We start from the raw sequence: 14,073 nt of genomic DNA, 5'->3' as shown, positions 1-14,073 counted from the left end.
GGGGATCGGTCAACGAATCTTTCGCACGTTGCTGATGTCGAAGCCGCCGTCGTGGACCTCCGTATCGAACCGGACGATGTCCTCGTCCTCGAGGCGGGAGAGGACGCCCCGGAACTGTTCGACGACGAGCGTCCGGGCGCGCTCGGAGCCGCCGCTTTCCCACTCGAACCGGAATGTCCCGTCGGTCGCCTCCTTGAGTCGCCCGAGTTGCGTCCCCGAGAGGACGTCTGCGTTGACCAGCAGGAGGATGATCCCGCCCCAGCGGTGGGAGGCCCGCGCGAGCCCCTTCAGCAGGACCGTGAGGTCGGACCACTCGAGGTGGTGGTCGGCGACCGCGATCAGGTCGGTGATCGAGTCGACGACGACGAGGTTGCCGGCCGCGTGTTCGGTCAGGTAGTCGGCGAACGCCTCGAGGACGTTCGTCCCGCCGGCGTTGTGCCCGAGTTCGGTGATGTCGGTCGGGCCGGGTGCGTACCACTCCCGCGGGACGGCGGTCAGCTGGAAGTACTCCTGGGCCAGTTCGACGTACTCGACGTCGTCCATCCCCGCGCTGACGAGGTCGTCGTCCATCACGACCGTCATCTCGTCGATCACCGCGTTGCGTTCGTCGGTGAACGAGACGTAATGGATCTCGTCCGGGACCGTCGCGGCCCCGGTGAGATCTCCGTAGTGCAGATCGAACAGCTCGTCCCCGGCGATGGCGAGGCCGTTCATGATCGCGCTCGTATAACAGAACTCGCGGGCACCGGCCCCGGATTCGCCGGCCGCCAGGACGACGCTGCCCGCGGGCGCACCCCCGCCAATCGTCCGATCCAGCCGCGAGACTCCCAGCGGCATCCGCTCCATACCGACCACTACGCGGGCAGACGCATACCGTTTGTGGGCCGACCGATTGCTCTGTGTCAGGTCGCTCTGCGACCGCACCCGGCAAACGGTCGATCAAAAGCTTCTCGCTCCCTGCTCGCGGTTATCGTGCTCACCGCCGCTACAGACGGCTACCGAACGCGTGCGCCCTCGTCCGCTGCCGTCGTGACGACGATCCGACCCTCGAGCCCCAGTTCCTCGAGCGCGTCCGCGGCCGCGGATCGGGCCTCTCCGGCGTGCTGTCGATCGGTGACCCCGTAGACGACCGGGCCCCACGAGGACTGACCGACGCCCGACAGGACGGGACAGTCCGCGAGCGCTTCGACGAGTTCGCCCGCTGGCGGACGGAAGACGCCGCCCTGGGCGTCGGTGTACCAGGTACCGTTTTTGCGACCGATCTCGGCGATCGCCTCACCGAAGGCCTCGAGTCGGCCTTCCGCGGCCGCGGGGAGGAGTTTGCGGGTGACGACGCCGGCGATTTCGTCCGCGACCGCGGGGTCGGCACGTTCGACGACGCTACGCATGCTCGCGTCCTCGTCGTCGCCGCTGCGACCCGGTTCGGCGTCGGGGACGACGACGAGGAATCGCCACTCGGCGGGCACGTCGTGGCGCGCGACGACCGGCGGCACGGTCCAGTCGCCCTCCGCGGGCGGTTCGGTGGTGAACCGGTTCGTCGGGTGGCCCGCGTCGACGACGAAGCCGCCGTCCTCGAAGGTGGCGACGCCGACGCCGCTGCGACCGCCTCGTCCCATCGCCGGCGCGTGCTCGCGAACGCGGGGCTCGAGGCCGTGGGCTCGGGCCGTCGCGGCAAGCACCGAGAGCGCGAGTTGCGTGCCGCTGCCGAGGCCGACGTGGCGCGGCAGGCCTTCCTCGAGCGACACCGAGACGCCCGGGACGTCGAGGACGTCGACGGCACGGGACGCGTACTCGCGGACGAGCGGATCCGCCGTTCGAATTTCGGAGGCGGGTTCGGCGCTGACGGTGACCCGCGGCTCCGCGAGGCCCACGCCGATGCCGCCGTAGAGCCGTTGCCGGGCCAGCGAGAGGTTCTGGAAGCCGACGTGGAGGCGGGCACCGCTCGAGACGGTCGCGGTTGGCATTCCCCGGATCGTAGCGCCTCCCGATCAAAGGGGGTTTCGACGGTGGCAACGCCTGGGAACGGATGCAACCGTCGCCGTCGACCGTCAGGCTATCGCCGACGGGACGAAAAACCGGGAGAAATCGACGTCTCGAGCGAAGAACTGTGGCTTATCGCTGGGGAACGTTGTAGTCGACGTGGACGTTCGGGGTACTGGGCGATTCGGGCGCGGGGACGCCGTTCCAGTCGACGAGGCGGACGTTGGCCATCTCGCCGGAGAATCGGAACCGCTGGACGCCGACGTCGATCGTGCCCTCGGCGACCTGTTCCGTGACGATCGTCGCCTCTGCGACGGGGTCGTCGCCGACCATCTCGAGTTCGCCGTCGACGGCGATCTCGAACTTCGAGGGAACGCCGCGACCGACGATTGTCACGAGATTCGGGAGTGCGTCGTCGTCCTGTGCTGTCTGGCTGCGTACCGGAGTATCGCGTGCCATGCTTCGATGAGTCGAATCGGTCGGTATAAGCTTTCTTGCTCGAGAAACGGTAAGAACGCGGGAATTAGCCCCTCGAGAGTGTAAATATCCGTGATTCTCACAGTTGAGATGAGGCGACGACTCGCCGCAGTCTATCGATTCGACCCGAGCGTCCGCCGAAACCTATCGATATGGTGAAACGTATCACCAACGCTTATCTTTCGTTCCTCGGAAAGCGGTGACGTGACGTCCGATCGATCGCTCGCCGGGCTGGTCGTCGCCGGCGGTTTCTCGACGCGCTTCGGCGACCGGGACAAGGCGCTCGCGCGGATCGGCGACGAACCGCTAGTTCGACGGGTCGTCGGCCGACTGGCTCGGGTCACAGCCCCGGTCGTGGTCAACTGCCGCCCGGCGCAGGTCGATCCGTTCCGAGACGCGCTGGCCGGCCACGCCGACGTACGGTTCTCGGTCGATCGGGTTCCGGATCGTGGCCCGGTCGCCGGCGTTCACGCGGGTCTGGCCGCGATCGACCGGGAGTACGCCGCCGTCGTCCCCTGCGACATGCCCTTCGTCGATCCGGACCTGCTCGAGGTGTTGGCCGAGCGAGCGCGAGGCCACGACGGCGCGCTCGTTCGTCTCACGGATGGTTACCGACAACCCTTCCAGGCCGTCTACCGGACCGACGCGATGCGGGCCGCCTGCGAGCAGGTCCTCGAGTCCGACGACGAGCGCGTCTTCGACGCGGTCGATCGCCTCGAGACCGTCACGGTCTCCGAGCAGGACCTCGATTGCGTCGGTCCGGCGACGTTCGAAAGCGTCGAGACGCGGACGGAACTGGAGGACGTGCGGCGACGACTCGAGCAGGATGGAGATCGCTCCGAGGGGTGAGCCGATTCGATTATCGGAGCCGCTTTTCCATGACGATCTCGTCGTAGTCGCGGTACTCGAGCGGGTAGTCGCCGGTCTTCTCGTAGCCGCGGCCGCGATAGAACGCGGGGAGAAACGGGTGCTCCGGCGGGGTAGTCAGCCACACCGTATCGAAGCCGCGGTCTCGAGCCGCCTGCTCGGCGTGGTCGACGAGTTCGCTCCCGATCCCGTTGCCTTTCCACTCCTCGTGGACGCCGAGTCGGCTGAGTTTCGCCCGGTCCGGGGCCGTCTCCTCGATCCGGACGCCACCGACGAGTTCGTCCTCGACGGTAGCGACGTAGACGCGCGCCTCCGCGATCCAGGTCGAGACGATCGCGGCCGTGACCGACTCCGCCTTCGCGGGGAAGCCGAGTTCCCGGTTCTCCCGGTACGCGCTCCGGTAGACGGCGGCGAGCGCGTCGGCGTCGTCGGGGATCGCAGGGGAGATGTCTGGAATTACCATCAGCCTGACTCGATCGGATCGGTCTCGTCAGTCGTCGCGCTTCGCCGCGGGGTTCGTCACGGCACCGTTCGCCGCGGAGTCGAAGTCGCGACCGTACTTCGCCAACACGCCGCTCGTGTACTGCGGTTCGGGGAGATCCCGCTCCGCGAGTCGGCGTTCGATCTCCTCGTCGCTGAGGTCCACTGAGAGTTCGAGGTCGTCGATGTCGATGGTGACGGTGTCGCCGTCCTCGAGGGCGGCGATGGGACCGCCGACGGCGGCCTCGGGTGCGACGTGGCCGATCGAGAACCCGCGGGTCGCGCCGGAGAACCGGCCGTCGGTAAAGAGCGCCACGTCCTCGGCGTGCCCCTGGCCCGCCACGGCTGAGGTGACGCCGAGCATCTCCCGCATGCCGGGGCCGCCTCGGGGGCCTTCGTTGCGGATGCCGATGACGTCGCCCGTCTCGACGCGCCCCTCCTGGACGTACTTCATCGCGTTCTCCTCGTTCTCGAAGATGCGGACCGGCCCCTCGTGGTGGAGGTGGTCCTCGCCGGTGATCTTGATGACCGCACCCTCGGGCGCGAGGTTGCCCGTCAGGATGCGGATCGCACCGCGCTCGTGGATCGGATCGTCGACGGTGTGCAGGAAGTCGGCGTCGAGGTCCGAAATGCGGGGCGGGTCGTCGCGCTCGAGCGCCTCGGCCATCGTCTCGCCGGTGACCGTCAGCGCGTCGCCGTGCAGCAGGTCGTGCTCGAGCAGTTCCCGCAACACCACGGGGACGCCGCCGACCTCGTGGAGGTCGTTCATCACCTTCTCGCCGCCGGGCTGGAGGTTGGCGATCTTCGGGGTACGTCGGCTGATCTCGTTGAAGTCCTCGACGTCGAGGTCGACGCCGGCTTCGGCGGCCATCGCCAGCAGGTGGAGCACGGCGTTGGTCGAGCCGCCGACGGCGACCTGCAAGGCGATGGCGTTCTCGAAAGACTCCCGGGAGAGGAAATCGGAGGGCCGGATGCCCTTCTCGACGGCCTCCACGGCGAGTTTCCCGCTCTCGCGGGCGACCGTGTACCGGCCGTGGTGTTCGGCCGGCGGGGAGGCCGCACCGAGGGGGGCGAACCCGATCGCTTCGGAGATGGAGGACATCGTGTTGGCCGTGAACATCCCGCCGCAGGCTCCAGCGCCGGGGCAGGCGTTGCGCTCCATCTCGTCGAGTTCGTCCTCGCTCATGTCGCCGTCGGCGACGGCACCGACGCCCTCGAAGACGTTCTGGATCGTGATCTCCCGACCGTCGTGTTCGCCCGGCATGATCGATCCGCCGTAGAGGAAGACGCTGGGCAGATCCGCGCGGATGGCGGCCATCATCATGCCCGGCATGTTCTTGTCACAGCCGCCGATGGTCACGAGGCCGTCCATGCGCTCGCCGAACGCGACCAGTTCGACGGAGTCGGCGATGACCTCTCGGGAGATCAGCGAGGCTTTCATCCCCTCGTGGCCCATCGAGATGGCGTCGGAGATGGTGATCGTCCCGAACTCGATGGGCATCCCGCCGGCCTCGTCGACCCCCTCGTAGGCCGACTCCGCGACGTCGTCCAGATGGACGTTACACGGCGTGATGTCGGCCGCCGGGTTCGCGACGCCGATCATCGGCGAGGAGAGGTCCTCGTCGTCGTAGCCCATCGCCCGGAACATCGCACGGTGGGGTGCCCGTTCGGTCCCCTCCGTGACTTCGCTGCTCGGTAGATCGTCGGGTTTGCCCTCCACGGGCGAGTCCCCCTGTGACTCCTGGCTCATACGAACAGCGACGAAACCTCGGCGCATAAAGGCCCCGGATGCCGTAACGATCCCGGCGCTCTCCGGCGAATATCTTCGGGGATACCCTCTTCGTGGATGGTCCGCCACCATCGAGGAGTTCGATCACTGCTCGAGCGTCACCGACCGAACCCCGGCGTCGATCGAGGTCGATCACACCCATTATCGGGAACCGCAGGCTCGTTCCCTTCGATTTCCTGCACTGACCTTTCCGGCCCCTATCACCGACTACGACGAGAGGGATGTACAAGTACTGTCTCGAGTGTGGCTGGCAGGTGTCGACGTCGGACGGCTACTCCGAAGCCGAGGTGTCGAAGCAGGCGATCGAGCACTTCGTCGAGACGGGCCACGCCGTCGATTCGCTTCGGCTCCCGCCGCCGGAGATCCTCGAGAACTGAACGGGCCGGGTCCCGAATCGAACGAACTGTTCGCGACGCGCTCTCTGGGACCCATCTACGTGGGGGTTGCGGATCAGCCACGCCGCTCGAGGATCTCGTCGACGATGAGTCGGGTCGAGAGCAGTTCGTCCTCGCTCGCGGGTTCGCGGGCGCTGGCTCGCTCGACCGTACAGTCGACGCCGCGCGCTTCGAGTTCGGCCTCGATCGCGTCGGCGTCGTGGTGCTGGTCGTGTCCCAGCGCGATGACGTCGGGATCGATCTCCTCGATCGGGACGAAGATGTCCCGTTCGTGGCCCAGAATCGCCTCGTCGACGGCCTCGAGGGCGTCGACGACGTCCCGTCGCTGCGTGGCGGGACAGATCGGTTTCGCCTTGTGGTCGACGTTCGCCTTGCGGGCGACGATAACGATCAGTTCGTCACCCATCGCGGCCGCCTCCTCGAGATAGTGGACGTGACCAGGGTGCAGGATGTCGAAGGTACCCTGGGCGATGACCGTCCGCGTCACGGTCGCCACCTCGGAGAACCAGTTACGACTGGGTTGTCGGTTCCCTGTCGGGCGAACGCTGATTCGTGACCGTCACCCCATCCGTCGTGCTCGCGTCGAGCGATACGGTGTCGCATCATCCCCGAAGCTCCTCGTCGATGTCCTCCTGTGTGAAGTCGAAAAACTCCTCGGTGTCGGGCAGTTCGACGTCTATTACGTTCAGGTTCGTCGGTTCCCCCGACGAGTCGAACGCCCGCCAGTCGCGTCGCCGGTACGGGGCACCGATGATGATGTGGACGCTGCCCCGTCCGAACGTCCCCAGGTCCGCACTGCTCGGCTCGATGACGCCGTTCGGGTGGGAGTGGACGCTGCCCAGCGCCTTGACGTCGTTCGGGATCTGGTTCGTCCTGACCGTCGCGCTCACGCTGTTCGATTCGGTCCCCGGGATCACGAGCACGTCCGTGATGACGAGTCCGTCCCGGTCCAGACCGAGTTGGTCCGCCTCGGTTCCTCGCAAAAACCCCATGTACTCGTTCGGATGGGCCGCCTCCGAGGACTCGAGGGCGAACTCGAGCGTCTCCTCGGCGATGCCGAGGATTTCGTTCGAGCGAAACAGCGCGTCGAGCAGCCCCATATCACACCGTCCGGGCTTGCGGTTGCTAAACGTTCCGATGCGTTCACGCTCCCGGGTGGCCGGTCAGGCGTTGACGTCTTCGATCCGCTGGCTCACGATGATCCGTCCTTTCGGCGTCAGCGTGATGCCGTCGCCGTTCTCGAGGATCAGGTCCTTGTTCTTGACCGAGTTCAACACGTTGGTCACGTAGGCCGGATCGCCGTCGAGCAGGTTGGTGAAGTCGATCTCTCCGCCGGTCGCGTGGACGCTGACCAGCACCCGTTTCTCGGGGTTGGTCAGTTCGATCTCCTCGATCTCCTCGCGGAGTTCGTCGAACTCGAGGCGGAGGAACCGAGCGAGCAGATTGACGTACTGGCTCTTCGCGGGCGCGATCAGCGATGTCTTCGTCAGGCCGTCGTCGTCGACCCATTTGACGACCAGCGTGACGCGGTCGTCCCGCTCGCCGAGTTTGTTCGCCCGGTTGATGTTCATCACGCTCTCGACGGCGAACCGGAGCCGCTCGCCGTTCGTCGCGACCTCGATCGAGCGCTTCTTGATCCGGAGTTTCCCCTTCGTGACGGGACTGTCCTTCACGCGACCACCGACCCGTGCCGGGTGTTTCACGGCGACCGTGCGGCCGTTCAACAGGACCCGAAAGAGGATCGCGACGAACGTCTCGAGCGTGTCACCTTCGCTCTCGATGACGACGCTCCTGACGCCGGTCGGCCCCTCGAAGCCGATGGTAACCGTGTCGTCGAAGAACTGTTTGACGTGGCTGGGGACCGATCCGACGTTGATGTCGATCACGTTCGACAGCGGAATCGTCGTCTTGTCGTCACCGGTCGCGAGGACCAGTCGTCGCTTGGTCGTGATGATCCGCCCGTTGACCGGCGTGCCCGCACCGTCCGCTCCCTCGTTCAGCACGAATCGGGCGGTAAAGTCTGCGACGATGTCCTCTGTCATAGTTCGGTCCGGTGTCAACTCACTGCGCGACGAACGTGAAGGGTTCGTTACCGTCATTCGGGGATCGACATATATATCTCTTTACACTGGGGAACGGGATGACAAGTCCCCACACTGCGCGTGCGAGTTCCGCACGAGTCGGACCGGAACCGCCCGACGGCTACCCTGCCCCGACCCCGCCTGCGATCAGGAACCCCCGTCGTCATCGCCCGTGAGTCGCCCTACCTCGGTGTCGATCTCGTCGATGGACTCGCGCAGTCGCTCGTTGGCGCTCGCGATCGCCGTGACTTCCTCGGCGACCTCCTCGGCCTGTTGCATGGCCGCGTCGGTCGCGCTCGCGACCTCCTCCGTGCCGGCGGCCTGTTCGTCCGTCGCCGTCGCGACTTCCCGAATCCCGACGCTGGCTTCCTCGATCGTCTCCTCGATCCGCCGCAAGTTCTCGACGGTCTCGTTCACGCCATCGACGCCCGCCGAAATCTCGTCGGTCGCCGTCTCGAGACTCCGACTCGTCTCGCGGGTGTTCTCCTGGATCGTGCCGACGAGTTGTTCGATCTCCGCGGCTTCGTCCTGTGCTTCTTCGGCCAGCGACTTGACCTCGTCCGCGACGACGGCGAACCCTGTGCCGTCTTCGCCGGCTGTGGCAGCCTCGATCGAGGCGTTCAGCGCGAGCAAGTTGGTCTGGTCGGCGATATCGTTGATCACGTCGACGATCTCGTCGATCCGATCGACCCCTTCTCGGAGTTCCTCGACATCGTCGGTCACGTCGGCCGCCGCGGTTTCCACGCGTTCCATCCGCTCGATGGCCGCCGTCGCCGTCTCCACCGTCTCCGTCGCGATCGTCTCCGCGCGCTCGCTGGTCGCGCTCACCTCCTCGGCGTTCGAGGCGATCTCCTCGACCGTCGCCGAGAGGTTCGAGACCTCCGTCGCCACCTCCGCCATCGTCTCCGACTGGTCGTCCGCGAGGTCGGCGATCTCGGCCGAGCGGTCGCCGACGTCCGCGGAGTCCTCCCGGAGTTCGGTCACCTCGGTCGAGACGTTCTCCGCGACCTGTCGCCGTCGCTCGAGTTCCGCCTCGACGTCGGCGTAGGAGTGGATGTAGGTCTCCATCGCCGTCTGCTGATCGAGCGTGAGAAGCTTCAGCACCGAGAGCGCGTCCGCGACGACGTCGTCGACGACGCGCTGGGCGTCCTCGAGGGAGACGACGGCGTCGCCCTCGGCTTGCTCTGCCGCGTTCTGCTCGGCTGCTCGCTCGAGTCGGTCGGCTCCGTTGCGGCCGTCAGGACCCTCGAGTCGGTCCGCCTCGGCGTGGCTGGCCGCCGCATCCAGCCGTTCCGTGGCGTCGTCGCCGATCGCGGAAATGATGCCGTCGTAGTAGATCGTGTAACTCCCGAGATAGAACTTCGGCCCGAGGTCCAGCATGTCGTGGATCTTCCCGACGCGGGCCCGTCGATCGAAGTACCCTTGCCCGTACTCGCCGCCGACGAGATCCGTCAGATACTGGCGTTGGGTCCGCTCGAGCGCCTCGAGCCCCTTCGAGGAGGAGTCCAGAATCGCCGCGGAGTCGGAGAACGACTGGAGGTGATCGTAGAAGTCGTCCACGAGGTCGTCGGCAAGTTCCTCGACGATGGGCGCGAGCGACTCGAGCCGCTCGGCGTCGGCGTCGTCGAATCGGGTGAACGCCTTGCGCCGTTCGATCTCGCGGCGGTCGATCCCGAGTTCGTCGGTGAGCGCTGCGCCGTCGACAGTTCGTCGCTTCTCGTCGTCGATCTTGTAGTCGGAAACGGACGTTCCCATTACACCCATGAATAGGGGTTCGTTTTATAGCTCTCATGGCCGATTCCGCGAGCCCGCCTGCGGTTTTCGCTCTCGAGGGGCGACGATCCATCGCCCGCCCACGGCCCTTCGGATCGAGGACGGACCCGCTACTACTGGTCGAGCGTGTCGAACGGTACCGAAGAAGTCGATGGTCCCGCGCTACACCCTGACGGCGGTCGGATCGATCCAGAGCACGAACTCGTCCTCGCGGCGGACGATCCCCGCGATCTGGGAGCCTTCGACGGCGGTATCGACGATGTCCGTCTGGAGTTCTCGAACCTGGTGGACCTCGTCGGCTAACCAGCCGATCCGTTCGTTCGAGTCGCGCTTGCGCTTGAAGACGATGATCCGATTTCCGATGACGTCGTCGCCGTCACCTGCCCTGTCACGGAAGATCTCCCGCAGGTTGACGATCTTCGTCGTCTCGCCGCGCAGATCCATCACGCCCTCGATGTGTGACGGGGTGTTCGGAATCGGCGTCAGCTCGTCGGTGTTGACGATCTCCGCGACGTAGCCGATGTCGACGCAGTACCGATTCTCCCCGAGGTCGAACTCGAGCACGTGCGTACTCTCGCTCGTGTCCGCTGTCGATTTCGTCGTAGCCATTGTGTGATAGTAGTGGTGGGCTCAGTCCGTGTTCTCGATGATGGCGTCGATGTCGAGCCACGTGACCAGCGCCGTCCGGTCGTCGATCGGTTTCTTGACGATGCCGTTGATGAATTCGTGTTGACTCTCGTTCGCCGAGTCCATCGCCGCTGCCGTCTCGTCGATCTGGGACTCGCGATAGGTGACCGCCTGCGAGACGTCCGTCACGCGGATTCCCAGCTTCTGCTTGTCGTCGTCGCGTTCCAGCACGACGATGTACTGGTCGTCGCTCAGTTCGTTTCGCTCGACGTCGAGCAGGGCCGTCGGATCGAGAACGGCCGTAATCTCGCCGCGCAGGTCGGTCACGCCGTCGATCGCGTCGGGACCGCGCGGGAACCGCGTGATCTCTTTCATCTCGACGATCGCGCTGATTCGATCGATCTCGATCGCGTAGCGGTTGTCGTTGAGGTAGAACTCGAGCATCTGGATCGCCTCGTCGTCGTGTGCCGACGCGACGAGGGTGTCGCCCTGCTCGAAGACGGCCGCGCCGCGACTGCCGTAGCCGCCGGCCTCGACCGCCGCCGCTCCGCCTCCCGCGCCCTCCGTGCCGACGTCGTCGACGAACTCCGAGAGGACGTCGTCGCTGGCGATCGCACCGCCGAACGCCGACTGGGTCGCCTGGTCGGCGTCGACCATCGGCTGGAGGCCGTCGCCGGCACTCGAGTCCGGGGTCCCGATCGCCGCCGATTCCTCGAACGAGAGCGACTGGCCCGCCTCCCCGTCCGCGTCCGTCGGTGCGGGTGCCGCCGCCGTGGTCGCTTCAGCCACCGCTTCGGTGGGCACGTCATCCGCGTCGTCGGGTTCCGATCCGGCTTCGGGAACCTGCTCGGGATCCGTCTCCGCGTCGTCGGTCTCCTCGGCTCCGTCGGTCGCCTCGGCGGGCTCGGACTCCGGCTGTTCGTCGACCGCCGGATCGTCGTCCGCATCGGTTCGCTCTGGAGCGTCGTCGGCCGCGGATTCCGCCTCGTCGGATTCGTCGGTCTCGGAGGTCTCGGTGGTCGAGCCGTCGGACGGATCCGATCCGTCCCCGTCGGCGACTGCTGGCTGTTCGTCCGCCGACGACGTCTGCTCGTCGTCGGCTGCGTCGTCGTCACTCGACGCCCGTCGGTTCCGCAGGTCTCGTATTCGGCGTGCTCGGTCGTCTGTCATGCGTTTACCTCCATCGGCTCGAGCGTCTCGACCAGCTGGTCGGCGAGCTCGAGGAACCGCTCGCACATGTCGATCTCCTCCTCGACGGCGAAGGCCGACGTCCCCTCGGCGAACGCCCGCTGGAGGGCGACGCGTTTCCGAATGCGATAGAGGGGCACGTCCGGCAGCGCCTCGTCGAACCACTCGAGCATCTCGTCGGCTTCGCGCGTGGTCTCGATCCGGTTGGCGACCAGCGCCCGGGGTTCGATCTCGGCGTCGTAGTCCATCTCCAATGCGCCGACGTAATCGAAGAGCAGTTCCAGCGACCGTTTACTGGTCGACTCGGCCAGCGCCGGGATGACCAGGTTCTCCGTCGCGATCAGGGCGTTGTCGGTCACCTGTCCGAGGTTCGGCGGACAGTCGACGACGACGACGTCGTACCCCGTTTCGAGCTCCGTCAACAGGGTATCGAGTCGCGTCGCCCCGTCGTCTTCGGGCGCGAGCGTCGCCTCGGCCGCGTTCATGTCGACGTTGCTCGGAACGACGTCCATCTCCTCGTGGTCGTAGACGAGTTCCGAACGCGACACGTCGGTCGGTTCGACCAGTGCATCGAGAAGGGTCGGCGGTTCCGCGTCGTAGGCCTCGAGCAAGCCGAGCCCTTCCGTCGCGTTCCCCTGTGGATCGAGGTCGACGAACAGGACCTCGCGGTCGAGTTCGTTCAACGCACCGGCGAGGTTGATCGCGACGGTGGTCTTTCCGACGCCTCCCTTTTGATTTGTCACGCAGAGCCGAGCGGGTCCCGCCATTCGAGTGGCTCGTTTCGATTCTGCCCACATAACTCACACGGCCAACCTGCTCCCGCACTGTCCGGCGCGTTGACGGGTTTCGCGGTCCTCGTCGACGGGTCGGGCCGGACGACCCGACGGCAGGCTGTGAGGGAAGCGAGCGGTGCATCGAAAAAGCGAATCGTGCGTCGATCGACTCGGCCGTGCGTCGCCCGGCAGCACTCGAGCGGCCGCGATCAGTCGTCGGCCGCCGCAGGCTCCGCCTCCTCGGCGCTCGAGTCGGCGCGTTCGAGGTCCTCGAGGTACTCGTCGGCGTCCAGTGCGGCCTTCGATCCCATCCCGGCGGCGGTGACGGCCTGCTGGTAGTGGTAGTCGACGACGTCGCCGGCACCGAAGATGCCGGGAACGGCCGTCTCGGTCTGGCCGCCGCCGTCGCCGCCCTGTGTTTCGAGGTAGCCTTCGTCGTCCATCTCGACGCCGGTGTCCTCGAGGTACTCGGTGTTGGGCGTGTGTCCGATCGCGAGGAAGACGGCACCGACGTCGAACTCGAACTCGTTGGTCTCGGGGTCGTCGAGGCGGTCGGTCGGGTGCCCCTTCTCGTTCTCGACGAGGGTGACGTAGTCGACGCCCTCCTCCTGGGAGCCGTGGACCTCGATCAGTTCGGTGTTTTTCATGATCTCGATCTCGCCCTCCTCGACCTTCTCCTGGACGCGGTCGACCCAGTAGTCCTCCGCGCGGAACTCCTCGCGGCGGTGGGCGATGTAGACGGTGTCGGCGAACTTCGTCAGGAAGGTCGCCTCCTCCATCGCGGCGTCGCCGCCGCCGACGACGAGCATGTCCTCGCCGCGGAAGAACGCGCCGTCACAGGTGGCGCAGGTCGAGAGGCCGTATCCCATCAGTTCGTCCTCGCCGGGGATGTCGAGCGTGCGGGCACTCGCGCCCGAGGCGGCGATGACTGCGTCGGCGGTGTAGACGTCGCCGTTGGTCAGTTCGACGCGGAACGGCCGCTGGGAGTCGTCGACGGACTCGATGATGCCGTTTTTCAGGTCGGCACCGAACTGTTTGGCCTGCTCTTTCATGTTGTTGACCAGTTCTGGGCCGCCGATCCCCTCGGGGAAGCCCGGGTAGTTGGCAACGTCCGTCGTGAGCGTGAGTTGGCCGCCCGGCTCGTCGCCCTCGATGACCAGTGGCTCGTTGTTCGCGCGGCCGGCGTAGATGGCGGCGGTCAGGCCGGCGATCCCCGTCCCCGCGATGATGAGCTTGCGGTGTTCGACGATTTCGTCGTCGCTGTCGTCTGCAATACCTAACTTCTCGTCGAGTTCGCCCGTCTCGTTCAGCGCGCTCGTGTCGTCCCACCCGCCGATGAGTTCGTCGTCGATGAAGACTTCGGGGGCGGTCTTGCGGCCGTTCGCACGCTCGACCATCTCCTCGAAGCGGTCGTCGTCGCCGGTGACGTTGTACTCCTCGTACTCGATCCCCTTGCTGTCGAAGAGGTCCTTCGCCTTCTCGCAGTAGGGGCAGTCCTCCTTGGTGTAAATCTCGACGCGCGGCTGGTCGCTCATGCTCACGAATAAGGATACGAGGGGTATACGACTTGCGTTCCCAGCAGGTCCGTAGTCCGTCTTCGACGCGGGGTACCGAGGTGGTGCGCGCGTTCCCGCGATGGCAAC

The 14,073-nt window shown here is 66.3% G+C and carries 15 protein-coding genes; 2 read left to right on the top strand and 13 right to left on the bottom strand.

Features of this window, described 5'->3' with window-relative positions; genetic code table 11:
* Nucleotides 1-9: 9 nt before the first annotated feature.
* From TX79_RS04225 to TX79_RS04215, 3 genes are all read right to left on the bottom strand, one after another.
* The gene (locus tag TX79_RS04225) at nt 10-846 is read right to left on the bottom strand and encodes an RAD55 family ATPase (protein ID WP_049925897.1); all 837 of its coding nucleotides are present in this window, start codon (nt 844-846) and stop codon (nt 10-12) included.
* A gap of 149 nt (nt 847-995) precedes the next feature.
* Nucleotides 996-1,964, bottom strand: a complete 969-nt coding sequence (locus tag TX79_RS04220; RefSeq protein ID WP_049925896.1) for a beta-ribofuranosylaminobenzene 5'-phosphate synthase family protein — start codon at nt 1,962-1,964, stop codon at nt 996-998.
* Nucleotides 1,965-2,112: 148 nt separating this feature from the next.
* Nucleotides 2,113-2,439, bottom strand: coding sequence for a hypothetical protein (locus TX79_RS04215; protein WP_049925895.1), 327 nt, complete (start codon nt 2,437-2,439; stop codon nt 2,113-2,115).
* Nucleotides 2,440-2,661: 222 nt separating this feature from the next.
* Between TX79_RS04215 and mobA the strand changes: the two genes are divergently transcribed.
* Nucleotides 2,662-3,306 (top strand): molybdenum cofactor guanylyltransferase, encoded by a 645-nt coding sequence (gene mobA, locus TX79_RS04210; protein ID WP_049925894.1) that lies wholly within the window; start codon nt 2,662-2,664, stop codon nt 3,304-3,306.
* 10 nt (nt 3,307-3,316) lie between these two features.
* Here mobA and TX79_RS04205 read toward each other — a convergent pair whose 3' ends face one another.
* A complete protein-coding gene (locus tag TX79_RS04205) occupies nt 3,317-3,787 on the bottom strand; it encodes a GNAT family N-acetyltransferase (RefSeq protein ID WP_049925893.1) in 471 nt (156 codons plus the stop codon).
* 27 nt (nt 3,788-3,814) lie between these two features.
* Nucleotides 3,815-5,554, bottom strand: a complete 1,740-nt coding sequence (gene ilvD, locus TX79_RS04200) for a dihydroxy-acid dehydratase (RefSeq protein WP_049925892.1) — start codon at nt 5,552-5,554, stop codon at nt 3,815-3,817.
* A gap of 260 nt (nt 5,555-5,814) precedes the next feature.
* Between ilvD and TX79_RS19565 the strand changes: the two genes are divergently transcribed.
* On the top strand, nt 5,815-5,970 hold the full coding sequence (locus TX79_RS19565) for a hypothetical protein (RefSeq protein ID WP_195892453.1): 156 nt from the start codon (nt 5,815-5,817) through the stop codon (nt 5,968-5,970).
* A 73-nt stretch (nt 5,971-6,043) separates the two neighbouring features.
* On the opposite strand, the gene TX79_RS04195 is transcribed toward TX79_RS19565, so the two are convergent.
* From TX79_RS04195 to grxC, 8 genes are all read right to left on the bottom strand, one after another.
* Nucleotides 6,044-6,475: an adenylyltransferase/cytidyltransferase family protein gene (locus TX79_RS04195; RefSeq protein WP_049928267.1), complete on the bottom strand. Its 432-nt coding sequence runs from the start codon at nt 6,473-6,475 to the stop codon at nt 6,044-6,046.
* Nucleotides 6,476-6,590: 115 nt separating this feature from the next.
* Entirely contained in the window at nt 6,591-7,088 is a 498-nt protein-coding gene (locus TX79_RS04190; protein ID WP_049925891.1) for a Mov34/MPN/PAD-1 family protein, read from the bottom strand.
* A 63-nt stretch (nt 7,089-7,151) separates the two neighbouring features.
* Nucleotides 7,152-8,030: a CheF family chemotaxis protein gene (locus TX79_RS04185; protein WP_049925890.1), complete on the bottom strand. Its 879-nt coding sequence runs from the start codon at nt 8,028-8,030 to the stop codon at nt 7,152-7,154.
* A 186-nt stretch (nt 8,031-8,216) separates the two neighbouring features.
* Entirely contained in the window at nt 8,217-9,824 is a 1,608-nt protein-coding gene (locus tag TX79_RS04180) for a globin-coupled sensor protein (RefSeq protein WP_049925889.1), read from the bottom strand.
* A 180-nt stretch (nt 9,825-10,004) separates the two neighbouring features.
* Nucleotides 10,005-10,451: a chemotaxis protein CheW gene (locus TX79_RS04175; RefSeq protein WP_049925888.1), complete on the bottom strand. Its 447-nt coding sequence runs from the start codon at nt 10,449-10,451 to the stop codon at nt 10,005-10,007.
* A 21-nt stretch (nt 10,452-10,472) separates the two neighbouring features.
* The gene (locus TX79_RS04170) at nt 10,473-11,639 is read right to left on the bottom strand and encodes a chemotaxis protein CheW (RefSeq protein ID WP_049925887.1); all 1,167 of its coding nucleotides are present in this window, start codon (nt 11,637-11,639) and stop codon (nt 10,473-10,475) included.
* Nucleotides 11,636-12,424: a ParA family protein gene (locus TX79_RS04165; protein WP_049925886.1), complete on the bottom strand. Its 789-nt coding sequence runs from the start codon at nt 12,422-12,424 to the stop codon at nt 11,636-11,638. The genes TX79_RS04170 and TX79_RS04165 overlap by 4 nt, the downstream gene beginning before the upstream one ends.
* A gap of 215 nt (nt 12,425-12,639) precedes the next feature.
* The gene (gene grxC / locus TX79_RS04160) at nt 12,640-13,965 is read right to left on the bottom strand and encodes a glutaredoxin 3 (protein ID WP_049925885.1); all 1,326 of its coding nucleotides are present in this window, start codon (nt 13,963-13,965) and stop codon (nt 12,640-12,642) included.
* Nucleotides 13,966-14,073: the final 108 nt, after the last annotated feature.

The organism is Halopiger goleimassiliensis, from assembly GCF_000455345.1.
Classification (GTDB): Archaea; Halobacteriota; Halobacteria; order Halobacteriales; family Natrialbaceae; genus Halopiger_A; species Halopiger_A goleimassiliensis.
This window is presented reverse-complemented; position numbering and strand designations above follow the sequence as displayed.